This is a genomic window from Pseudoalteromonas sp. A3, assembly GCF_025942345.1.
Classification (GTDB): domain Bacteria; phylum Pseudomonadota; class Gammaproteobacteria; order Enterobacterales; family Alteromonadaceae; genus Pseudoalteromonas; species Pseudoalteromonas atlantica.
Genome location: NZ_JAPCKL010000013.1, coordinates 1 through 24,302 on the forward strand (window position 1 = coordinate 1; position 24,302 = coordinate 24,302).

At 40.8% G+C, this 24,302-nt stretch carries 21 protein-coding genes; 15 read left to right on the plus strand and 6 right to left on the minus strand.

The features are described from left to right. Window positions 1-329: 329 nt before the first annotated feature. A complete protein-coding gene (gene yejK / locus OIZ54_RS17140; RefSeq protein ID WP_264390905.1) occupies window positions 330-1,346 on the minus strand; it encodes a nucleoid-associated protein YejK in 1,017 nt (338 codons plus the stop codon). Between the two features lie 62 nt (window positions 1,347-1,408). Here yejK and OIZ54_RS17145 point away from each other — a divergent pair, with 62 nt between their 5' ends. From OIZ54_RS17145 to OIZ54_RS17170, 6 genes are all read left to right on the plus strand, one after another. Further along, window positions 1,409-1,621 carry a DUF1414 domain-containing protein gene (locus OIZ54_RS17145; protein ID WP_004588923.1) on the plus strand — a complete coding sequence of 71 codons (213 nt, stop codon included), beginning with the start codon at window positions 1,409-1,411 and terminating at the stop codon, window positions 1,619-1,621. A 5-nt stretch (window positions 1,622-1,626) separates the two neighbouring features. Continuing rightward, window positions 1,627-3,123 (plus strand): DUF3413 domain-containing protein, encoded by a 1,497-nt coding sequence (locus OIZ54_RS17150; protein WP_264390906.1) that lies wholly within the window; start codon window positions 1,627-1,629, stop codon window positions 3,121-3,123. 82 nt (window positions 3,124-3,205) lie between these two features. Beyond that, window positions 3,206-3,685, plus strand: coding sequence for a hypothetical protein (locus tag OIZ54_RS17155; RefSeq protein WP_029772054.1), 480 nt, complete (start codon window positions 3,206-3,208; stop codon window positions 3,683-3,685). 200 nt (window positions 3,686-3,885) lie between these two features. Then, a complete protein-coding gene (gene aceK, locus OIZ54_RS17160) occupies window positions 3,886-5,604 on the plus strand; it encodes a bifunctional isocitrate dehydrogenase kinase/phosphatase (RefSeq protein ID WP_264390907.1) in 1,719 nt (572 codons plus the stop codon). Window positions 5,605-5,621: 17 nt separating this feature from the next. Continuing rightward, the gene (locus OIZ54_RS17165) at window positions 5,622-6,560 is read left to right on the plus strand and encodes a LysR family transcriptional regulator (protein ID WP_024032602.1); all 939 of its coding nucleotides are present in this window, start codon (window positions 5,622-5,624) and stop codon (window positions 6,558-6,560) included. A gap of 173 nt (window positions 6,561-6,733) precedes the next feature. Beyond that, window positions 6,734-7,177, plus strand: a complete 444-nt coding sequence (locus OIZ54_RS17170; RefSeq protein ID WP_264390908.1) for a ferritin-like domain-containing protein — start codon at window positions 6,734-6,736, stop codon at window positions 7,175-7,177. A gap of 300 nt (window positions 7,178-7,477) precedes the next feature. On the opposite strand, the gene OIZ54_RS17175 is transcribed toward OIZ54_RS17170, so the two are convergent. The 3 genes from OIZ54_RS17175 to OIZ54_RS17185 are packed head-to-tail and all read right to left on the minus strand — an operon-like array spanning window position 7,478 to window position 12,173. Next, window positions 7,478-10,513, minus strand: a complete 3,036-nt coding sequence (locus tag OIZ54_RS17175; protein WP_264390909.1) for a TonB-dependent receptor plug domain-containing protein — start codon at window positions 10,511-10,513, stop codon at window positions 7,478-7,480. Window positions 10,514-10,521: 8 nt separating this feature from the next. Next, window positions 10,522-11,601: a FecR family protein gene (locus OIZ54_RS17180; RefSeq protein ID WP_004588916.1), complete on the minus strand. Its 1,080-nt coding sequence runs from the start codon at window positions 11,599-11,601 to the stop codon at window positions 10,522-10,524. Further along, window positions 11,598-12,173 (minus strand): RNA polymerase sigma factor, encoded by a 576-nt coding sequence (locus tag OIZ54_RS17185; protein WP_264390910.1) that lies wholly within the window; start codon window positions 12,171-12,173, stop codon window positions 11,598-11,600. The genes OIZ54_RS17180 and OIZ54_RS17185 overlap by 4 nt, the downstream gene beginning before the upstream one ends. A 119-nt stretch (window positions 12,174-12,292) precedes the next feature. Here OIZ54_RS17185 and OIZ54_RS17190 point away from each other — a divergent pair, with 119 nt between their 5' ends. After that, a complete protein-coding gene (locus OIZ54_RS17190) occupies window positions 12,293-12,808 on the plus strand; it encodes a DUF2937 family protein (RefSeq protein ID WP_264390911.1) in 516 nt (171 codons plus the stop codon). Here OIZ54_RS17190 and OIZ54_RS17195 read toward each other — a convergent pair. Next, window positions 12,788-13,675: a LysR family transcriptional regulator gene (locus OIZ54_RS17195; protein ID WP_024032599.1), complete on the minus strand. Its 888-nt coding sequence runs from the start codon at window positions 13,673-13,675 to the stop codon at window positions 12,788-12,790. The genes OIZ54_RS17190 and OIZ54_RS17195 overlap by 21 nt on opposite strands. A 120-nt stretch (window positions 13,676-13,795) precedes the next feature. Between OIZ54_RS17195 and OIZ54_RS17200 the strand changes: the two genes are divergently transcribed. From OIZ54_RS17200 to OIZ54_RS17235, 8 genes are all read left to right on the plus strand, one after another. Then, entirely contained in the window at window positions 13,796-14,446 is a 651-nt protein-coding gene (locus OIZ54_RS17200; RefSeq protein ID WP_264390912.1) for a peroxiredoxin-like family protein, read from the plus strand. Further along, a complete protein-coding gene (locus tag OIZ54_RS17205) occupies window positions 14,446-15,213 on the plus strand; it encodes a haloacid dehalogenase type II (protein WP_264390913.1) in 768 nt (255 codons plus the stop codon). The genes OIZ54_RS17200 and OIZ54_RS17205 overlap by 1 nt, the downstream gene beginning before the upstream one ends. 381 nt (window positions 15,214-15,594) lie before the next feature. Then, window positions 15,595-16,203: a PilZ domain-containing protein gene (locus OIZ54_RS17210; RefSeq protein WP_054982349.1), complete on the plus strand. Its 609-nt coding sequence runs from the start codon at window positions 15,595-15,597 to the stop codon at window positions 16,201-16,203. Between the two features lie 57 nt (window positions 16,204-16,260). Continuing rightward, entirely contained in the window at window positions 16,261-17,316 is a 1,056-nt protein-coding gene (locus tag OIZ54_RS17215; RefSeq protein ID WP_264390914.1) for an agmatine/peptidylarginine deiminase, read from the plus strand. Next, window positions 17,313-18,206 (plus strand): carbon-nitrogen hydrolase, encoded by an 894-nt coding sequence (locus OIZ54_RS17220; RefSeq protein ID WP_004588908.1) that lies wholly within the window; start codon window positions 17,313-17,315, stop codon window positions 18,204-18,206. Before OIZ54_RS17215 ends, OIZ54_RS17220 begins: the two co-directional genes overlap by 4 nt. 51 nt (window positions 18,207-18,257) lie before the next feature. Then, window positions 18,258-21,731 carry a transcription-repair coupling factor gene (gene mfd / locus OIZ54_RS17225; RefSeq protein ID WP_264390915.1) on the plus strand — a complete coding sequence of 1,158 codons (3,474 nt, stop codon included), beginning with the start codon at window positions 18,258-18,260 and terminating at the stop codon, window positions 21,729-21,731. Further along, window positions 21,731-22,567, plus strand: coding sequence for a peptidoglycan binding protein CsiV (locus tag OIZ54_RS17230; RefSeq protein ID WP_248461313.1), 837 nt, complete (start codon window positions 21,731-21,733; stop codon window positions 22,565-22,567). Before mfd ends, OIZ54_RS17230 begins: the two co-directional genes overlap by 1 nt. Window positions 22,568-22,584: 17 nt before the next feature. Beyond that, window positions 22,585-22,836, plus strand: a complete 252-nt coding sequence (locus tag OIZ54_RS17235; protein WP_004588905.1) for a hypothetical protein — start codon at window positions 22,585-22,587, stop codon at window positions 22,834-22,836. 67 nt (window positions 22,837-22,903) lie between these two features. Here OIZ54_RS17235 and OIZ54_RS17240 read toward each other — a convergent pair whose 3' ends face one another. Further along, entirely contained in the window at window positions 22,904-24,256 is a 1,353-nt protein-coding gene (locus OIZ54_RS17240; protein WP_024032591.1) for a hypothetical protein, read from the minus strand. Window positions 24,257-24,302 lie beyond the last annotated feature (46 nt).

Below are 24,302 nucleotides of genomic sequence, written 5' to 3' on the forward strand. Positions count from 1 at the left end.
TGTATGTGCGAATATGAGAAAGCTCATCCATATATGTTTTGGTGTAATAAAAAACCAAGAAGCGTTTAAGCTCCAAGTAAGTTAAGTACGACCTTGAAGCTTAAAATGAGAGATGGTATCTACAGCCTAAATTTAGCATCGTGGCTATTTTACTTCTGGACGCACAACTTGTTGGCGTGACGGGCAAAGCCTGTAATAAAGGATTTACCCTCGAAGAGATTTAGAGGCGCTGCGCTTTAGAGCATTAATAAAACTAAATTAAAGGTAATAAAAAAAGCGCGATAAAAATATCGCGCTCTTAAATCGGCTTTTAACTAGATCAAATGAGTTTACTCACTTTCACTTTCCATAAAGCGTTGTAGTTGATCTTTTAAGTTTGGTGGAATGCCTTTAATAACCAGTGTATCGGTCGCTTCATTGTAAGTTACGCGCTCACCTAAATGTTTACGCTCAAAACTAACACTAACTCCGCCCCCTAAACCCGAAAACTTAACCATACTGGTCACCGTTTTTTTATCGACCGGGAAAGACTCTTCTAAATCGTAGCTTTGCTCTTTGCAAAAGTTATCAAACGGACTGTCGTCACCTTTCGTTAGCGTAGCCGAGAGCTCAGTAACGCTTGCATCTTCACCTGTGGTCACACAATCGTTACAGTAGTCAAATACTTGCTTACGTAATTCGTCTTTTTCTGATTTATCAAATGATTGCTCCGATAAATAGTCTTCAACGGCATTAAGCATCACTTGGCTTTGTTGTTTAGGGTCTATGCCCTCTTCACAACCTAAAAAGTCTAAGAAAAAGTCTGCTACTTTTCGCCCTGCTCGCCCTTTAATAAAAGAGATATAGCGATTGTCGTCAGCTTGAGTATCCCACGCGGTTAAATCTATACGTGCAGCTAGTTGCATGCGCGATATATCTAAGTGGCGCGACGCTGCTAAATCAAGCTCAGAGGTCATGCTGTAGTGCTCTTTAATATTGATCATAGCTATTAGCATGTAATCAGTAGCCACATACTGATAATGACAAAATACTAAGTAACCTGTTTCGCTAAAGGCATATTTATCTAACTCTTCTTTTAAAACAGTAGATGCCTGCTCGGTCATGTGCCAAAAGCCTAACTCGTCATTACGATAGCTTTGCATTGCCGAGGCTACAACACTGTTTTTATCGCCACTAAATGCACAGTAACCTTTACCTGGCTTTGAGTTGTATGCATGATGAAGTTGTTCGATAAAAACAGCGACTTTATCGTTTATCACCATTTCATCGTTTCGTAGGTGAATTTGCGTATCGTCGTCTTTTTTGTCTACATAATGAACGACTAATTTTTTAACGTCTGTTGTCATCTTTGTTTTTCACGCCTCTGGTGTTAAAATACGAGAATATAACTCTTTTATTGAACCAACTGATGCCAATCTTATCAAAATACTCTAATGAAGAAGTAGAACAAATCGTCGATCAGCTCATTGATGTGCTAACGCAACACAATGCGCCGGTTGATTTAAGCCTTATGTGTTTAGGAAATTCTATCACGCATATCCTAAAAGAGCATGTACCTGCAGGGAAAAGACAAGCCGTAACTGAGAACTTTGCAAAAGCACTTGCTCAGTCGGTTAAATAAATTATATGAATTTATCGCAGCACAATCAGTTTTCGTCAAAAGCGAGTCAGTTATTAAGTTGGGGCCACTGGTTCACTTTTGCAAATATTGGTTTAGCGCTTTTTATTAGCCTAAGCTTTTTATTTGCAGATTCACCGCCAACTAGCTTTATGGGTATTACCTATATGTTAGTGACGTGGTTAAGCCATACGAGCTTTATCGCTTTTTTAGCATTTGTGCTGACGGTATTTCCTTTAAGCTTAGTGTTTCCCTACCCTCGACATATTCGAGGTATGGCTGCCGTTATTGCTACGCTTGGGGCGTCTATTTTAACGCTTGATGCGTATGTATACGTTAATTTGGGCTATCATTTAAGCTCTTCTGCGCTACCGGAAATCATTTCCTTACTGTGGCATCGTCTAACTAGCTCGCCTGCCCTTACTACATTGCTAGCCGGGGGGATTGTTTTACTCATTTTAGGCTTCCAATTAGTTGTAAGTAACTATACATGGCAGCACTTAGCGCGTTTAAAACAACTTAAGTTTGCCCGTTTTGCCAGCTCGTTTTTAGTGTTGTGTTTTGCACTTAGCCACAGTATTCACATTTGGGCAGATGCAAATTTAAAGTTTGATATAACGAAGCAAGATAACGTTTTACCGCTGTCGTACCCTACGACCGCTAAAAGCTTATTAGCAAAAAATGATTTGCTCGACATTGAAAGCTATAAACAAGCTCACAATGTAAGAATTAATAACCAAAATATTAATTACCAAATACCTGCGCCAATGCAAAAATGTGAAGATTACACTGCGCAGCAAGTCGATATTTTTGTATTTGATACCAACGAGCAGTTAAAACGCTTTGTTGCCAAGCATAAAAACCTACATAAAACCGATCAGTTTTTACAGCCAACACACCATGGCGATAGCTTGTTTAGTTTAGTGTATGGCTTACCTTCTTTTTATAAAATGGCTATTTTATCAGAGCAAACCTTACCTGCGTGGCAAAGTCAGCGCAGAAGCATAGAGCTTGCTGGAATTGAAAAGCTAAGCTTTATAAACGATCAAGCGCATTCAAACAGCGCAATTAAAATCATTAAAGGTGAAGATAATCCGTCTCCTCGCAGTGACGACACCCGTATTTTTGCGTTTAGCTTAGCTAATAATAGCTCGGAAGTAGTTACATCATCGGTGTTATACAGTTCAGATAAGCGAATAGCCAAGGTAGATGGACTTATTCAACCCAGTGATATTATTGCAACCAGTGTAGGCCAGTACTTAAACTGTAAGTCTGTGGTTAAACAAACCATGCTAGGTGAAAACCTGTATAAGAAAAAAACGGACACTGGCGTTAATTACTCGCAAGGCGTAGTTATTGCTTACAAAAAAGATAGAATTACGCTAATAGATTCAGACGGTAACTATAAAAATATATCTGCCGCTGAAGGTTTTTCTATTGAGCAAAGCCTCGATATCCCGTTTTTAGTACAAAGTATTAAAAAGCTAAAAACCTACACACAATAGCCCTATCCCTTAACCTAGCTTGCTATAACACCAAGCTAGGTTATATTTACTAAATCATAGTAAACGCTCAGGGATGAAATTAATGCAAAAACACACACTTTTTTTATGCGCAGTAATGGTATGCCCACTTTCTCTGCATGCGCAAAATGCCACAACTTACTATAAATGCGTGACAAAAAACGGCACTATCTTTTCGCAATTCCCTTGTAACGATAACGCTACCGCCTACACAATTAATACTGTATCGGGAATTAATACTGCACCGGCGCAAGATTACACAAAAGAGCTAAACGCATTAGAGCGCGAACGGATCGTGCTTGACCTGCAAGCTGAGCTGAGAAGTAATACTAATAAATTAGCGATTATAAAACGTAAAAAAGACCGCGCAGAATACAACCAACAACAGCGCCTCAACCGTATTTTAGATGACGAGGACAAAAAGTTAATTAGCAAAGATATTACCAAGCAATTAAAAATAATAAATAAAGATCATAAAAAGCAAACCACCGAAATTGAAAAGCGCATTAAAAAATTAGAGAAAAAAATAGCTTCCTACCAATAACTTAGCTTTTGCCATCACACTCAATTATGCTTTAAGCTAAAAGTATAAAAACTGAGAATATTTATCTTGGTTTTAATCTTAAAATAACATAACCTTAACAACTATAGAGTTAAAGCTCTAACGTGTATAACACTACAGCACCACTAACATTTATCAATGCTGTACTAAAATCGTTATATACACTTTTTTAAGGAGTGTTTATGCAGCCACGCCACATAGCTGAATTAATTTTAACAGGTTTTAAAAAGCATTATCAGCTGTTTCAAAAAACCACCGCCCAAGCCCCGCTTGCCTTTGCAAAGCGCGATTGGCAGCAAATTAATGAAATTAGTAAACTGCGTATTAGTTACTACGATGACAGAGTAAACGAAACCACTAAAGCATTAAAACAAGCACAGTTAACTGAGCAATTAGATGAGCAGCTTTGGCTTGAAGTAAAAAGACTGTACCAACGCTTTTTATGCTTTCATCCTCAAGCTGAACTTGCCGAAACATTTTATAACTCAGTATTTTGCCGTTTGTACCACAGACGCTATTTTCATAACGACTTTATATTTGTACAAGCCACATTAAAAGATGCCCCTGCCATTCCTGTTGAGGCAGAGTACCGCAGCTACTTTCCAGTGGTTGATGGTTTAATGCCCACAATAAAGCGTATTATTGAGCATTTTGATTTTAAAGCCTCGTTTGTAAATTTAGAGCGGGATATACGTTTGCTCGTAAAGGCATTTTACAAACAAGCACCCGACACTCACCACCAGCCTTGGCAAATGCGCTTTGATATTTTGCACACGCCTTTTTATCGTAATAAAGCTGCTTACATAGTCGGCCGTGTGGTCTCTCAAAGCGGTGTGCAGCCTTTTATTATTGCGGTACTGCACCATGAAGATAAAGGCTTATACCTCGATGCGCTATTAACCAAATCATCGCAAATGCGGGTGATTTTTGGCTTTGCACGGGCTTATTTTATGGTTGAAACCCATGCGCCCTCAGCAATGGTGCGATTTTTAAATCAACTTATGCCTAATAAAACACTCGCTGAGCTTTATAATGCCATTGGGTTTCATAAACAAGGTAAGACAGAGTTTTACCGTGAATTTTTACATCACTTGTCTCACTCAGACGATAACTTTATTATAGCGCCAGGCACACCAGGCATGGTTATGATGGTATTTACACTGCCCTCTTTTGGCTATGTATTTAAAGTAATTAAAGATAAGTTTGGCGAAAGCAAACCGTTTGGCCGTGATACCGTGCTTAAACGCTATCAACTGGTAAAAAGCCATGATCGGGTTGGTCGCATGGCCGATACCATAGAATACTCTAACGTCGTATTTCCTTTGGCACGCTTTGATAGTAATTTACTGGCACAGCTACATAAAACCATTGGCTCATCTATGGTAATTGAAGGCCCGTGGCTTATTATCAAGCATTTATATATTGAAAGGCGCATGACACCGCTTAATTTATTTTTAGAAAACGCCAGCGAAGAAAGTGCTGCCGATGCAATAGAAGAGTACGGCCAAGCACTTAAAGAAATGATTGCGGTAAATATATTCCCAGGCGATATGCTGCTTAAAAACTTTGGGGTAAGCAAACACAAGCGCATTATTTTTTACGACTACGATGAGGTTCAATACCTAACAGATATGAACTTTAGGGCCTTCCCTAAGGCCAAAAGCTATGATGATTACTTAACTGATGAACAAAGCTACTCAGTTGCGCCGCAAGATGTTTTTCCTGAGCAGCTTTGTACCTTTGTTATGCCAAACCCAAAGTACAAACAGTTTTTGCTCAGTACACACCCCGAGCTTGTTGATGTTAGTTTTTGGAAGCAAGCTCAGCAAAATATAAAAAAGGGTCATGTTAGTCACATATACCCATACCCGACAGCACAACGCTTTATTCATCACTGGTAAGCGTTAAAGGACACACAATGAACATAAGTAAAATAGATTTAAATTTGCTGGTTTACCTCGACACCCTATTACGTGAGTGTAACGTAACCCGCGCCGCTAACCAGTTAAGTATTACTCAACCAGCTATGAGTAACGGCCTTAAGCGTTTAAGAAACTTGTTTAACGATCCAATTTTGGTACGTACCAGTGAAGGTATGGTCCCCACAGAGCGTGCTATAGAGCTACAACCGGTTATACGCGGTATATTAATGACCCTAGAAGAAACCCTGGCACCTAATCGCGAATTTGAAGCCAGCCAAAGTAAACGTGTATTTAGAATAATGGCCAGTGACTATGCAGCCAGTACATTAGCGCCAAAGCTTTTAAGTAAACTTCATGAAGAAGCGCCCGATACAACCCTAGATATACTGACGCCTAGTGATGTAACGTTTCATGATGTTGAAAATGGTAAAGTGGATATGGCAATTAACCGCTTTGAAAACCTTCCGCAATCTTTTCATCATAAACGCATATGGAAAGACAGCTTTTGCTGCTTAGTAAAAGCCGACAACCCAATTATCGAAAACTTTAGCCTAGACAGCTATTTAAAAGCCCGCCATATATGGGTCAGTAAAACCGGCTTTGGGGTCGGCGTAGGTATGGACCCTAAAGATGTACAAAAGCTAGGTTGGGTAGATGAAGCACTTGCCCATTTTGGTAAACACCGAAATATTGCCACGTTTACCCGTAATTACCACGTAGCCATTCATTTAGCAAAAGAGCAAAATTTAGTGGCGACCTTACCTTCAAAGGCTGCCAATATTTACTTAGATGATGCAGGCCTTAAAATTTTAGAGCCGCCATTTCCTATACCACCTTTTGAACTAGATATGATTTGGAGCCCTTTACTGCATCGTGATGCAAGTCATATTTGGTTACGCCAAAAAGTAGCCGAAGTGGCGGATGAGCTTAAATAACCTTATTACAAAAGCCATGTAAAATTTGCGAGGTTGTTTTATTTTAAATAGCCTTGCAGCTTGCTGAATAAAGAAATAATCAATAATTACAATAGTTTAAAAATTAAAATGAAATTGGAATGGCCTTTGCTTTAGTTACTATGAAACTTAAATTCATGTAAAGAGAGGTCATTATGAATACCCATCAAGGAACAGAAGCAACTCATATTACTGACATCATCCAAGTAATGAACAGTGGCATTGATTTTTATCAAAAAGCGCAAGAGAAAGTTGAAGACCCAGCCATTGGCGCATTATTTCAACGCATGATTGACGCACGAAAAGTAAGTGTTGAGCGCTTACAACCTTATGCTGTTAACGAAAAAGGTGAGCGTGAAGACGGCTCTTCTTTTGCTGTAGAAGCACGCAGAGCTTACACAGCCCTACTTACTACGTTTACTTCTCACAACGATAAAACATACGTTAAAGAGCTTGAAGAGGTAGAAGATAAAACACTTGAAGAAATTAAAGCAGCGATGGATAAACCACAGCCAGCCGACTGTGAAGCAGCCTTAGCGAAAACTTTGCTAACGATGCAAAGCTGCCACACCGAAATGAGCCGTATGCAAAAGCATTAATTTTCAATTGCATATATTTAAAACCCAGCCTAGCCGCTGGGTTTTTTATTATTACAACGTCCATTTTAAACCCTGCTATGTATAGCCAAGTCCAAAATGCCACATTTAGTATTATCAAAGCCATACAGGGGTTATACCAATCCGTAATAATGTTTAATTAAGCGAATTGGTATAATTTAACGCTGAGGTAAGGCGCAACACAATAAAATCGCGGTTGAGAAATAAATACTAAAAAGGCTAAATACAAAAAAAGGGCCTAACGGCCCTTTGAACTTAAATAACATAAGGGAGTGTTATTTATTAAAAACGGTATTCTGCGCCTACATAGTAATAAGCACCATTAAAGCCAAATGGCGCTGAACGGCGAGAGTATTCAAATACCCCATCGCTGCTTACAATCGTATTGCCATTTGAATCTACAATTGTGCCCGAGCGTGAGTTACCAATGGTGTTTTTATCTGGGTACACGTCAAATAAGTTATTTGCACCAATATTTACAGATAAATCTTCAGTAACGAAGTAATTAACTTTAACGTCAGTTAAAATTTCTGCACCGTAGGTTTGGCGTCCGCCATCTTCTACTGTGTATTCACCAAAGCGGTTGAGTGAAAGGTTTACAGTCCAATCACCACGCTGGTAAAGCGCACTTAAGTTGATGCGATCTTCTGGTTGCCACTCTTCAATAATTGAAATTTCTTGATCAGAGAAAACATCTTCAACAGGTACGGTTTCAAGCCCTGAGCCCGATGGCGTAAATAACGATACCACCTCAGTTTCAGTAAAGTTAGCTGCTAAAGTAAAATCAAGCGTGCCACCTAACCCCTCGGTATTCCAAGTAGCTACAAAATCAATACCCGAAGTTTCGGTATCTGCACCATTTAAGAAAAACTGCCCTGCACCTGCGCCTGAGCTGATTAATGCAGCATCTAGGCTTGAAGAAAGCCCTTTACCTAAACGGTTACTAATTACTATGCGGTCGTCAATATCAATTGAGTAGTAATCCACAGTAACATTAATGTTATCCGTAACGTTGTAGACAATACCTAAGCTGCGGTTTTGCGATTTTTCTTCCTTAAGTTTTGGAATACCTAAACTTTGTGCAAGGGTTGAATCGTTTCTGAATGTACCTACTTCTTCAGCAACTAATGAGCCGTCTTCAGCCACAACAAATTGTGTGCTGATATTGTTAAAATACAATTGCTGCATTGATGGCGCTCTAAAGCCTGAGCTTAATGCACCACGCAGTGACACATCATCAGTAATTGCCCAGTTACCCGCAAGCTTAAAGTTTACCGTGTCGCCAAAGCCTTTGTAATTATCGTAACGCAGTGCGCCTGATAAAATGACATCTTCAATTAGGTAGGTTTCTGCATCAAGGTAAAACGAAATTACATCGCGTGACTCATCAACCGATGATGCCGGCGAAGAACCACCAAAACCTTGCGTACCGCCAGAGGCATCTTCAGAGCCTACACCGCCACTTAAACCACTATAAATACTTACCCCATCAAGGGTGTCGTAATCACGATAAGCATATTCGCTACCCTCTAAAATACGGTATTCATCGGTGCGAATTTCTGCACCCATAGCCAGTGAGTAGTCATCAAAGTTTTGTGTAAAATCTATATTAATGGTTTGCAGTGATAACTCCATGCCATAGGCATAGGCTTCACGCGGAATAGTACTGCGAATATCAGCGGCACTTAAACCTTGCTCGTATCGTAAAAAGTTAGCGTACGAGGCATTAATTGTGTCACTTGTTGTGTAATCAATACTGTTTTCACCGTAGGTGTACGATACATCTAAACTTGCATCGTTATCAAAGTCGGTTTTGTAACCAAAGTTGTAAGAAATATCATCAATTGTGGTATTAATTTTAGGTAAAAAGCCTAACGGGATAGTTGCATCGTTGTCTTGTAAAACAGGGTTACCACCCGCATTCGCATTATGACGGAAAAACGCTGCTGATTCGTTATCGCGGGTTGAATAAGTAATAAAGCCATACAGCTCGCCATCACCTAACTCATACCCTGTATTAACGGTTAAGCCAAATTGTTGTGAGTCGGCATCGCCAATACGAAAAGTGTCTCTGTCGGCGGTCAATTCACGCGGATCGCCTGCTAGTAAAGTACCGTCGCTAAGCTCTGTACAGCCATAAAACTGACACGAGCCGTGCAAACCTGCGCGGTTAGTAGGCGAGCGGTCGCGGTAATTAAGTGTTGCATTTAAGTAGCCACTATCACTTAGGGCAAACCCTTTATTAAAATCAACGTTTACTGTTTCGCCATCACCCTCTGAGTATTGGCCGTAATTAACCGCTGCTTTGCCGCCTTCGCTGCCATCTTTTAGTACAATATTAATTACGCCGGCAATTGCATCTGAGCCGTATTGTGCTGCTGCGCCGTCTCGTAAAACTTCTATACGTTTAATAGCTGAGGCTGGAATAGCATTCATATCGGTACCTGCGGTACCACGCCCTACTGAGGTATTGATATGAATAATACTTGCCTGATGGCGGCGCTTACCATTAATAAGCACAAGTGTTTGGTCAGGCCCTAAACCACGCAGTGTTGCAGGTCGTAAGGCATCAGTGCCGTCACTGATTGACGAGCTTGAAAAGTTAAATGAAGGTGCAATAGATTGCAACATACGGCCAACTTCGGTTTGGCCTGTGTTTTCAAGTGCTTCAGCACTTAAAATATCAACGGGTACGGGTAAATCTTCTACTGAGCGCCCTGCTACGCGGCTACCTACAATAGCAATTTTTTCTATTTTCTCTTGTGCAACATCCTCTGCTGCATTCACACCGTGTGAATTTGCTGCAAGCAATGCTGGTAATACAGCTGCACTAACCCCTGAAAGCTTCATCATGTTGTTATCTTTCCTATTGATTTGTTTGAGTTTTATACTCAGTAAACCATTTTGATCAACAACCGCATCGAGCTCAGTCCCACTTAATAATGCTTGCAGTGCATCTAATTGGGTATAAAAACCATAAACCGAATTTGCTTGGTAATTTTTTGCCAACTCATAAGAAAACACCACGGTTTGCTCTGTTTGTTTAGCAAATTCTATTAAGGCTTTGTCTGCTCGCTGCGCTTGTATATCAAATTGCACCATTTGCCCAGTGGTCTGTGTTGCCCCTTGCACACTCAAGCTAAAAATAGCCGGAGCAAGTACACTTAAACCACTAAATAAATGCGTTTGGTTACTGCGCAATTTATATAAACAGCTGACAAACAAAATTCCTCTATAGTTTTTTATCTTTTTTTTAAACTTTTTTTTACTAATAACATTTAAAGATGCAACTTCACCTAACATTTGTTTGATATGCATAACATTTCTTATGATTTAGTTTGCTGTGTTAGGCTCACCATATGTTCACCTAAACGCTCATGCTCAATTGCAAAGTTAGTCTGTAAACTCTCAAGTAGCCCCTCAACATCGCCAGCTTTAAATACACCCGCCACTTTTATATTGGCAAGCTCATCGCTTGAAAGCTCAAAACGGGTAGAGGTGTAGCGGCTCACTTCATTTAATGCATCGCTTAAATGCTCACCATTAAAAATTAACATGCCATTTTGCCACGCTAAATCACGCTGTACGTCATCCACAGAAAGCTGTGTGATAGGTTTAGTAATGCTTTGCTCTATAATTGCTTTTTCACCAGAGATAACAATATTGGCATTGATTTTACGTACTTTTTTAGCGTTATTATCAGCCAGTTGGTAGTCTTTAAAATCGTTGGCACTTACCGCAACACTTGGGTCGGTGATCATCACTTTACCTTCGGTTACAACCAGCTCTAAATCAGAAGAGGTATTGCGTTGTACATTAAATACAGTACCAAGTGCCGTAAAGCTCTTATCGCCAGCCATCACACTAAATGGGCGCGATGCATCTTTTGCTACATTAAAACGCCCTTCACCCTTACTCAGTAATAACTGACGACGCCCTTTGCTATAAGCTACCTCTAATAGGCTATTCGTGTTTAATTGCACTATGGTGCCGTCGGGTAAAACATACGTGGCTTGTTCGCCCACCTTGGTTGTATAAATTTTGGTGTAATTTATTTTAGCCAGCTCTTCGTTGTAGCCGTTTTCAAGGTTAATTAATAAGTAACTACACACCATTAATGCTGCAAATAAGCTCGCGGCAATGGCACTAGAAAACGCCCATCTTTTTTTCTGGGGCTGTTTTACACTTCTATGCGGAAATAAACTGCTTAACTCGTTTAATACGGCCAATTCATCCCATAGCTGCGCAAGTTCGTAGACGGCATCTTGATGGGCGGTACTTTGCATCATCCACAGCTTAAATTGCTCTTTTTCAATTTCGCTTAAGCCCCTATCAATTGCGCTGATCCATTGGCAGGCTTTTTCTAAAATTAAATCTTTTGATGTAAATTGATGAACATTACTCATTTTGCTGCCCTCTCAATTGATAGAGCCGAATTACAAGCAGAATTATGTGCCGCAGATTGGTTATGATTTTGTTCATGTTCTTTCATGTATAACATGGTTTGTAATAAACCTTTGGCAATGTGTTTTTCTACTGTGCTTTCACTTAATTGCATGTGCTGGGCGATTTCTTTTTGGCTCATACCGTACACTTTTTTAAATATAAAACATTTACGGATAGAAGAATTTAGTTGATCCGTTGCTCTGCAAAAAAGTAAAAAACGCTCTTTTGAGGTGTATTCATCCTCAAGTTGTGAGGATTTAAGCAGCGGGGGTAATTCTGCGTCGTGCTCTAACGAGTCATTAAACTTGTTATCCCACTTGGCTATATGATTAAGCGCTAAGTGCTTTGCAGTTTTAAGCATGTAACTGCGTCTAAACTGAATATCTTGTTTTAAATCAGCTTCGTAGCTTTTAATAAAGGTTTCTTGCACAATGTCTTCTACGTCATCGGGCTGTACAATACGCGACACAAAGTGTTTTAACTGCTTAGTGATATCAACAAACGTTGATGTCATATTTACTTTGGTAGTCATCCTTAACATAGGCCTATTGTTATTTTTATTACCGATAGATTACGAGTTTTTGGCATAAAAACAAGCGCAAATGTTAATTTAGCGTTGTTTAGGTGGGTTTTGAGTAAACAGGAGATCAAATGAGTAAATTATTAGATTACATAAGGCTCAGTTTTTTTGCAGCAGGTTTACTATTAGGGGTACAAATACCGGCCTTTGTAAGCGACTTTGGGCACGCTTTAGATGCACATTTAATTGAAGCGAATAACGCATTAGCCCCGTTTAAAAAAGATGCTCAAAACTACTTTAACAACGATTTAAACAAGTTAATTACCCACTATGAAAATATTGGTGATGATATTGTTGGTAAAGGGGCTACCCATATTAAAAGCCTCAATAATCGCCAGCACTCTTTACAAGCGGCAGTTAATAACTTTAACCAATCGCCCTATTTATTTACTTTAACCAGCGACTTTCTCACCATTAAAAAGCAAGTATGGCAACGCTTTGAAGGGCAAATAGTGTTAAAAAAAGACTCCATAATAGCAGCGCTAGTTAGCGCCATTATTATTGCTATTTTTGCTGAGTTTATTGGCTTTGTAACCTTATTCATTATTAAGCGCGGGTATTACCGCTTATTCATAGCTGGCAAATAAAGACTTCATAAACTCATAAAACACCTCAGTTTTACGGGTTGTTAAGCTATTTTGAGGCCGTAAAAACCACACCGGCGCGTCGCTTTGGGCCATTACATTGGGCATCACCTCTACTAAGTTTCCGGCACTTAGCTCATCGTTAATCGCAATTTTAGATTTAATAGCTATGCCATGTCCGGCAAGCGCTGCTTGCGTCATGTTATCGGAATTAGAAATAGTAAAGCGCGTTTTGGCATTAAAGGTGTGTATTTTATTATTTTCATCATACAGCTTTAACTGCCTTTGCCAGGGTAAACACACCCAATAGTGCGTGCTCAGTTCGCTTAGTGTACAAGGCATACCATGCTTTTTTATATAACTTGGCGCTGCACATAAAATACGGGAGTTGTTGACAATTTTGCGAGAAAGCAGGCCAGAATCGGTTAATTGCCCTACTCTAATTGCCACATCTTGTGCATCATCGACCACATTGACAAAATGATCAGTAATTAAAAAGTCGAGCTTGAGCTGCGGGTATTGGGTTTCAAACTCGGTCAACTTAGGCATAACATACTTTGAAAAAACCCACGGCGGCATAGTCACACGTAATAACCCGCTCACCGAAGAGCTTCGTGCACCAATGCTGTGCTCTGCATCGTGCAGAGCTTCTATAATAGCCCCTACGCGATGATAAAATAGCTCACCGGCGGGCGATAACCTTACTCGTCTGCTGTCTCTAAACACTAACACGGTTGACAGCTCACGCTCGAGCTTGCTTAGCCTGTGGCTTACTGTTGCCGGCGACAAACGTTGCTCACGCGCAGCTGCAAGCACCCCTTTATTTTCTACGACGGCAATAAATGTTTCTAGGTCACTTAAATTATACATACATTTGGCTAGGCAGTTCTTAGTGTTTAACATTTTCGAATGAAGCTTTCAGTTTTGCAATATATATTTAAATAACTAAAACACCCATAATCGCCATACAGTTATATTCGAGATTTAATAATGAGTTTAAAATCACAGATTGATGCCTATAACGTGCAAAAAGAAGCGAAACTACCTAGCGATGTATTAGCCCTTATGGCGCAGACAAATGAAGAGCTTATTGCTCAGCATATAAAAGATAATGCGCTACAGGTAGGCGCAAAAGTAAGCAATTTCAGCTTAAACAATCATAACGCTGAGCAAGTTGAGCTTGCTGATTTATTAAATAATGGCCCGGTAGTAATTAGCTTTTACCGTGGTAACTGGTGTCCATATTGTAATTTAGAGCTAAAAGCACTTAATGATCACTTACCAGAATTTAAAACGCACAATGCGCAGTTAGTTGCGATATCACCACAATTACCCGACGAGACGTTATCTAGCGCACAAAAAAATGCCCTTGAATTCGATGTGCTTTCAGATATTAATAACAAGGTAGCCGAGCAATTTGGTTTACTGTTTACTTTAGATGAACGTATTGTGGCGCTTTATAGCCAGTTTGGAATTGATTTTGAAAAGTACTACGGCAATAAAAGTTATAAATTACCTTTACCAGCAACCTATGTAATTAACCAAAAAGGCATAATTACGTATGCCTTTTTAAACGAAGACTATACCCTACGCGCAGAGCCTACTGATGTATTGACCGCCCTTGAATCGGAGCAACACTAATGTCTATTTTAAAATCGTTAAAAACCTTTACCCTATCACTACTTGTTGGTACTAGCCTTGCCTCTGGCTACGCTATGGCTGAGGAGCCACAGGCACAAGTGAAACCTAAAGTACTTATTTTTGATGTAAACGAAACCTTGTTAGATTTAACCTCCATGCGCACCTCTATTGGTAAAGCGCTTGGCGGGCGTGAGGATTTATTACCACTTTGGTTTTCGACCATGTTGCATCATTCACTCGTTGATACTGTAAGTGGCAATTACCACGATTTTGGTCAAATTGGCGTTGCATCGCTGCGCATGGTTGCCAAAAATAACAACATAGCTATTACGAATGAACAAGCAAAAACAGCCATTGTCACCCCGCTTTTAACCCTACCTCCTCACAAAGATGTGAAAGAAGGACTGGCAAAACTCAAAGCACAGGGCTATAAGTTAGTAAGTCTGACAAATTCTTCAAACAAAGGTGTTAAAGCCCAGTTTGAGAGCGCTGGATTAATGTCGTTCTTTGATGCGCGTTACAGCATTGAAGATATTAAAATTTATAAACCAGACTTACGTGCCTATGAGTGGGTGCTAACAAAATTAAATGTAAAAGCAAATGAAGCAATGATGGTAGCGGCGCACGGTTGGGATGTAGCAGGTGCTAAAGAAGCCGGGTTACAAACAACCTTTATCGCCCGCCCAGGTAAAACACTTTACCCACTGGCAAAAAAACCAGACCACGTTGTGAAAGATTTACATGAATTAGCCGCTCTACTTAAATAAGCACTCCCAGCGCTAATTAATCAATACCCAAGCGGCCGATGTTAGGATGACATTGGCCGCTTTTTTATTAGGGCGTGTTGATTTTTGATAGTTGAATTTGCAGCAGTGTGGTTGGTTTTTAGCCAAGTCAGAGCCTATGAAGTGTAGTTATTTCACATAAATAGGCGAAACGCAGGAGCAGTTATCATGCCCACTAGGTTACAAACCTCACGCCGCAATTTAAACGCCCCTAGATTGAACAAATTTCAATCCGCAAAGTTCAACACGCCCTAATCAACATTCTTAAAAACTGGCTTATAAACAAACCATTTAGCATTTTTATCTGCTAGCAATTTACTCCCCACAACGCTACTATTTAATGAATACGCAGTGGAGATAATTATGAACAGTCAAAGATTAAGCGAATTTGAAGAATACTTTCAAATAAATGAAAGCATTCGAGTAAACTTATTTGCTGTAGAAAATCAGTTAGTGCCGCAATCTCAACTCGCGCTTGAAGACGACATACCTCCGCTATTTAAGCTAGCTAACGAAGTCAGTGAGCTTGAACAGGCCTCTTTAAGACCCCTTAGAAACCTAGGCGATTTAGCACAAGAGCTGGCGGCTTTTTTACAAGCACAGTCGCGTAAAATTGATTTAATAATGAGCCACATTTTAGCCTCAGAGCAAGCTCAAGATAACGCCATACAGTGCGATAGCTACGGCGGAGGCGGCATTCGCTTTACTTCGCCTGATGTATACGCAATAGGCCAAGCTTTTAGAACAAAGCTATTTTTGCACCACGAAGCCTCAGCCGTTTACTGCTATACAGAAGTTGTGGCCGTTGAAAAACAAGACAGCGAACATTACCAATACACATTACTGTTTACTGCAATAAGAACCACAGACCAAGAATTAGTTGTCAGAGCCAGCTTACATGCACAAACACGCCAGCTAAAAAAACGCCAAGAACTCGAGCAAATTGACGATGATTCTAGCGGCGATAAATAGCTGACATATGCATGTAAAATGCTAAACTAGCGCCACCGTAATTTGTATCAAAACTTCATGAACTTTAGACTTTTACCTGAATGGGCTGAGCAAGACGCCGTTATGCTTACCTGGCCCCATGCACAGACCGACTGGGCTGATACGCTTGAACGCGTAGAGCCTGTTTATGTTGAGCTTGCAACGCATATCACAGCCGTGCAGCAGCTTGTTATTGTTGCCCATAACACGGCGCTTAAAAGCCACATTACTGCCTTGCTAACAAAAGCGAATATAAACTTAAGCCAAGTGCATTTTGTTGTTACACCAACAAACGATACCTGGGCCCGGGATCATGGCCCTATTACCTGCGCAAATATTAACGACGCTCGCCAACTTAAAATTTACGACTTTATCTTTAATGGCTGGGGTAATAAATTCGAAAGTGCCCTCGATAATAAAATTAACGCCGTACTGGTAAACCAGCTAAGTAATCCAAACACTGATTACCAAGCCCTTAACGTGGTACTTGAAGGTGGCGGCATTGAAATTAACGAACACGGTGTGTTGCTTACAACCAGCGAATGTTTACTGAATAAAAACCGCAACCCCGATTTATCATCAGGCGATATAGAGTCAATTTTAACAACACATTTAGGCGCAACTGACTTTTTATGGGTAGATCATGGCTACCTAGCCGGTGACGATACCGACAGCCATATCGATACACTGGTACGTTTTGCCCCCAATAATACACTTGTGTATGTTAAGTGCGATGCTAAAGAAGATGAGCACTTTAACGCATTAGATGCGATGGAAAAGCAGCTGCAAAGCTTTAAAACGCAAAATAATACCCCATATACGTTAATTGATTTGCCGTGGCCAAAACCAGTGTTTGATGATGACAACACCCGTTTACCGGCAACGTACGCAAACTACTTGATTATCAATAATACGGTTTTAGTCCCGACGTATAACGATGACAACGACGCACTGGCGCTAGCGCAAGTTCAAAAAGCGTACCCAACGCACACTATTATTGGCGTTAATTGCCTACCTATTATTGAACAATTTGGTAGTTTACATTGCATTACCATGCAATTACCTCGTGGATTTTTAGCTGGAGCAGCACAATGACAAGCCCTGCAAAATTAACCGTTGCCTTAGTGCAACAAACTAACAGTGATAACGCCTGCCAAAATATGGCAAAGTCGATTGCTGGCATTCGTGATGCTGCTAAGCAAGGCGCACAGCTTGTGGTTTTGCAAGAGCTGCATCGTAGTCTGTATTTTTGCCAAACAGAAGATGTTGATGTATTTGACCTAGCCGAAACAATTCCGGGCCCAAGCACAAATACACTGGGCGAGCTTGCTAAAGAGCTAGGCATCGTTATTGTGGCTTCACTGTTTGAAAAACGTGCCACTGGGCTTTATCACAATACCGCGGTGGTACTTGAAAAAGACGGCACCATTGCGGGTAAATACCGTAAAATGCACATTCCTGATGACCCTGGCTTTTACGAAAAATTTTACTTTACCCCAGGCGATTTAGGCTTTGAGCCAATTCAAACCTCAGTAGGTAAATTAGGTGTATTAGTATGCTGGGATCAATGGTTCCCTGAAGCGGCCCGTTTAATGGCCATGGCTGGCGCAGAAGTATTAATTTACCCAACAGCAATAGGCTGGGACCCACGTGATGATAACGCAGAGCAAACACGCCAAAAAGACGCATGGGTAATAAGCCAGCGTGCGCATGCGGTTGCGAACGGCGTACCCGTTATTAGCTGTAACCGTGTAGGGCACGAAAACGACCCTAGCGGACAAAGCGAAGGTATACAATTTTGGGGTAACTCGTTTATTGCAGGCCCTCAAGGCGAAATGCTCTCAGAGGCGAACAATACTGATGAGCAAATTTTAGTAGTAGAACTTGATCAAAAAGCCTCTGAAAACGTAAGACGTATATGGCCGTACTTACGCGACCGCAGAATTGATCACTATCAAGACTTAACAAAAATTTACCGAGACTAAATAACTGCATGGCGTTTGTGAGCAAACGCCAACTAAAAAATGGAGCACTAAATGGCGTTTGAGCAATGGGCAGCCTTGCCGTGGGTAAAATCTCAAAAAGATAAAATTCAATGGGGGCAGCTAACTGGCAGTGCACTAAGTATAGCCATTGCAGAAGGTGTAAAACAGCAAAACGATTTAGTGCTTATTGTTACGCCAGATACGCCAAGCGCATTGCGACTTGAAACCGAGCTCGAATACTTATTGCCAGATAACCCGGTAATGGTATTTCCTGATTGGGAAACCTTGCCGTATGACCATTTTTCTCCGCACCAAGATATTATTTCAGCGCGCTTAGCCACTTTAAACACTTTAAAAAACGAGCAGCAAAGCGTACTTATAGTGCCTGTATCTACGTTAATGCTTCGTACTGCGCCTGCTTCGTTTATTTATGGCTCTACCCTTAATTTTAAAGTAGGCGATAAACTCGACACCCATAACCTGCGCAGTAATTTAGAACAAGCAGGGTATTTAAACGTACAACAAGTAATGGAGCACGGTGAATACGCAATTCGTGGATCTATTGTTGATTTGTACCCGATGGGCAGCGTGCACCCATTTAGGCTCGACTTTTTTGATGATGAACTCGACTCTATTCGTTTATTTGACGTAGAAACCCAGCGCTCAGATGAAAAAGTTGATAAAATTGAGTTACTTCCCGCGCATGAATTTCCAACCAACGAAGCAGACGTTGAGCGTTTTAGAATAAATTATCGCGACAAATTTGGGGCCAGCTCAGAGCAAGACTCTGTTTACATGCAAGTAAGCAAAGGTACTTGGCCTGCGGGTATTGAATACTACATGCCGCTGTTTTTTGAAAAGCTTGCCACCATTTTTGATTACTTGCCAAACACCACTACGGTTATGCAACTAGGTGATTTAGAACACGCCGCAGATACCTTTTGGCACGATGTAAACGTACGCTACGAAAACCGAAAAGTAGATCCCCTGCGTCCACTACTGGCGCCCAGCGAGTTGTATCAACCTATTAATGAGTTGTTTTCTAATTTAGGTGAGTTTTCACGAATACGCTTATCGCAAGCTAAATTACCCACTAAAGCAGGCAATAAAAACTTAAATGTGAGCGAGCTGCCCGCAGTAAGAATCGATCATAAACAACACGAACCCTACGGCGCATTTATTAACTATGTGGCAGAGCAAAAAAAGAAAAAAAGCCGTATTTTATTAAGTGTTGAGTCTGATGGTCGCCGCGAGTCTTTATTAAGCGTGCTTAAGCCAAGCGGCTTAAAGTTTAAAGAATTTGAAAGCTTACAGCAATTTACACAAAGCCAAAGCGATGTAGGCTTAATTGTAAGCCCTCTTGAGCAAAGTGTTGTACTGGGTACAAAACCGAGCCTTTCTATTATTACCGAGCAAGAGCTGTTAGGTATTAAGGTGTCACAACGCAGGCGCCGTAAACATAAATACGAAGCAAGCCAAGATGCGTTAATTCGCAACTTAGCCGAGCTTAAAGAGGGCCAGCCAATTGTGCACCTTGATCACGGTGTTGGTCGCTATCAAGGCCTGCAAACAATTGACGCGGCAGGTGTTATTACTGAATTTGTTACTATTACCTATGCTGGTGAAGCAAAACTGTATGTGCCGGTATCGGCACTGCATATGCTAAGCCGTTATTCGGGCGGTGAAGAAGCAAGCGCCCCGCTTCACAAACTTGGCTCTGATGCGTGGGAGAAAGCCAAAAAACGGGCCGCCGAAAAAGTACGTGATGTAGCCGCAGAGCTGTTAGATATTTACGCACAACGCCAAGCAAAACCAGGTAATAAATTTGCACTCGATGGGCAAAGTTATCGCCAATTTAGCGACAGCTTTCCATTTGAAGAAACCGACGATCAGCGTAATGCCATTGAAGCCGTACTTGGTGATATGCAATCAAAACTTGCTATGGACCGTTTAGTGTGTGGTGATGTAGGCTTTGGTAAAACAGAAGTGGCTATGCGTGCCGCGTTTGTAGCGGTTAACGATAACAAACAAGTAGCCGTATTAGTACCAACCACCCTGCTGGCTCAGCAACATTACGAAAATTTCAAAGACCGTTTTGCCGATTTTCCTATCGAAGTGGGAGTGTTGTCGCGCTTTAATTCAACTAAAGAGCAAAAAGACACGCTTGAAAAAATGGCCGACGGTAAACTTGATATCGTTATTGGAACGCATAAGTTAATTCAGCAAGATATTAAATTTAACGATTTAGGTTTACTAATTGTTGATGAAGAGCACCGCTTTGGTGTGCGCCAAAAAGAAAAAATAAAGTCATTACGTGCTGATGTAGATATATTAACGCTTACTGCAACGCCTATTCCGCGTACTTTAAATATGGCGATGAGCGGCATGCGTGATTTATCAATTATTGCCACCCCACCTGCTAAGCGTTTAGCAGTTAAAACCTTTGTACGCCAACGCGACAGTGACTTAATACGCGAAGCCATACTGCGTGAAATTAAACGCGGCGGCCAAGTGTACTTTTTGCATAACAATGTTGAGACTATTGAGCGAGTCTCGCAAGAGATCAGCGAATGGGTACCAGAGGCTAGTGTCACCTCTGCTCATGGGCAAATGCGCGAGCAAGAGCTTGAGCAAATAATGACAGACTTTTATCATCAAAAATACAATGTACTGGTATGTACCACCATTATCGAAACCGGTATTGATGTGCCTACTGCTAATACTATTATTATGGACAGAGCCGATAAACTTGGCCTTGCGCAATTACACCAATTACGCGGTCGTGTTGGGCGAAGCCACCACCAAGCGTATGCTTATTTATTAACCGGCGATGCTAAAGCACTTTCTAAAGATGCCACCAAACGCTTACAAGCAATTGAGTCGTTGGAAGATTTAGGCGCAGGTTTTGCCCTTGCCACACATGATTTAGAAATACGTGGTGCGGGTGAGCTATTAGGCGACGATCAATCAGGGCAAATGCAAACTATTGGCTTTAGCTTGTATATGGAAATGCTAGAGCAAGCGGTTAATGCCCTTAAAAATGGTAAAGAGCCAACGCTTGAAAACCTGCTTCAGCAGCAAACTGAAGTTGATTTAAAACTCCCTGCCTTACTACCTGATGATTACATACACGATGTTAATGCGCGTTTAGGTATGTACAAGCGCATTGCAAGTTGTGCTAACCTTGCCGATATGGACGAATTACAAGTAGAGCTAATAGACCGCTTTGGTTTATTACCTGATGCCACTAAAAACCTATTTAGTATGCAGCAACTCAAAATGCGTGCTAGCGATTTAGGAATTACAAAAATAGAGGCAAACCCTAAAGGGGGCTACTTTGAATTTAGCCAAAATACGAAGGTTAATCCTAGCTTCATCATAGGCTTGATACAAAGTGCACCCCATGTGTACAAAATGGATGGCGCAAATAAATTGCGCTTTGCGATTAATGAGGTAAACCCTCGTGAACGCTTAAAAATGGTCACTGCAATGATTGCAGATTTCGAAAAAAAGGTTAGCCATTAATGTTGCTAAAAAAATCGCTTATCGTGTTATGTTGCTTATTTAGCAGCACCGCATTTGCAGAACGTTGGTTTGAAGTAGAAGTGCTGGTATTTAAACAGCGCCCTGCCCCCTATTTACAAGAAGACTTTAGCTTAAAGCACGAGCCCATTAAGGCGAAAAATACGTTAGAGCTACTCACCCCTTTATACACAGAGCAAGCTATGCAGGCATGTATAGATGGCGATAGTCGCTTTCAAAAACGCTCGTTTACCGATTCTTTAGTTAATGCCAACCCACAATCGGGTGTGTGTGATAACAGTATCGACTTTATGCAAAGTTACGACGAGTTGCCCGTTACGCCATTAGCACCGGCACAAGATACGATGGATGAGCCCTATTTACTCGCACCTGAGCAATTACAATTTACTGCCCAGCGCCGCGCTTTAGACAGAAAAGGTTTAGCCCCGCTACTACATACCGGCTGGCGCTTTGAAGGGGCAAGTAAATCGCGTGCGCCAAGCATACATTTAATTTCTGGAGATCATATAAAACGCGACGTTAACACTACGCCTAATTATTCAAATCCCGACTTTATTAGCCTAGTACAAAGTAAGCCACAGTTATTTGATACCTCAGAGCAGCCCCTAAGCTATTGGGAGCTAGATGGTTTATTTAAAATACATTTACGCCACTACCTTTACATAACCGCTGATTTTGACGTAAACGAAAAACTACCTAATGGGGATATAGAATCGGCCCGCTTTTCACAATTTAAACGTGTAATTAGTGGTGAAATCCATTACTTTGATCATCCTCGTATGGGCATGATTGTACAAATACGAAAGTATAAACACTAAATCAATAGGACATAACAATGAAAAAACTCCTGATCATCGCAGCAACGCTAAGCCTGGCAGCTTGTTCAAAAGTAAGCCTAGAAAACTACGAAAAAATTGAAGTTGGCATGGATAAAGCCGAAGTAGAAGCTATTTTAGGCTCTGCTGATAACTGCGTAGAAAAAACCCTACATACTAATTGTGTATGGGGTGATGAGTCTAAAAACATTGAAATAACACTCGTTTCAGACAAGGTAACTATTTATTCTAAGCACGGTATTACACAGTAATACTGCGCTAAATTAGCTAAATTTACATGACACTAAGGGATAGCCGTTGCTATCCCTTTTTTATTTTCTATTTTTTAGAGTAAATAAGTTCAATATTAACTATTTTACTGCGATTGAGGGTTATCTTGTAACGCTGGTATAAAGTTCTTTCCTCGTCTTTTAATACCATCACCAAATTTAACTGGTAGCGCCTTTCAACCGCTTGCTTTGATATTTTATTACCATCTAGATGATACAGCTTGCCCTCGCCGCGTTTTAAATACCGTGCAAAAGGCGCCAAATTAAAACGCATACTTTGCTGTAGAGTATCGTAGCCTGGTAAAAACTCTTTGGCAGAAACACGTGTTTCACTGGCAAAATGCAGCCACTGCGCGGCTAGCTTATTTTGCTGACGCCTTTTTGAAAATATTGTTTTTACTTCACTAGGGATTTTTTTAAAACGCATGTACTCAAGCCACACAAACTGACTTGCAACGCGGTCTTTAGTGATGCTGTTTTTAAATACAAACCGCCATTTAGGACGCCCGCGCACAATAGCGCGCCAAATTACCCGCGTAATGTCTTCTTTAAATATTTCACGCAAGCCGTAAATAACCCCTAATATTAAAATAAGGGTAGCGGTCACTTCGGTAAAGGTTGAGCGTGCGTTAAGTATAACCACCATTACAAATGCCATAATGACAGCTGTAACCGTGCCTTTTACTAAACGCTTTAGGTAACTATTTAAATAGCGCGTATTGCGATGCAAAATAACGCCGTGCTCTATTAGGCGCTGCAGTAAACGCATTTTATTTGTAATGCGGTTACCATCTTGCAACGTGGTTTCTGAGTTGTAATTTTGCTCAAACCGGTATGTATTTTCGTTTTTACAAAATTGCAGTAAGTCGTTGCGCTCTTTCGCAAAGTCACTGCTGCGCGGGCCTTCATCTAATAGCTTTAAAAACGACTGCTCAACATGCCAACTTAAATAGTTATCGGCATTGGTGTAAAACGGCACCAGTTTTTCATCATCGGGGGTATATCTGCGCAGCTTTTTTAGCAGCCCTTCACTTTGCTCAAACAGCTCTTGTGCACGGGCATAAAAAGCATCCACTTCTTGAATTTTTAATGCATCTTTAATATCAGCGTCGAGCGCTAAACGCACCTGATAACAGTACAAATTAAGGTTTTGGCGGTAATCTTGTTGCTCACCTTTGTTTTTACTAACAAAGCGGCTACGCACTAAGGGTAAGTGTATGTTTTTAGCGTTATAAGCTAAGTGCGATTTAAAGTGGTTATTAAAATAAGACTCTTCACTGAGGGTTTGCACGTTTATACCCATTTCATTGGGTATAGAAAAATACAGGTCGATACGCTGCTCAGAGCGAGGGGATAACTCTGGTTCTATGACAAAAGATAAATTTTCGTCTTGTTTTATCAAACAACTCTCCTTTTATTGAGTGTATAAGTGTACTGGTCTCCTTAAT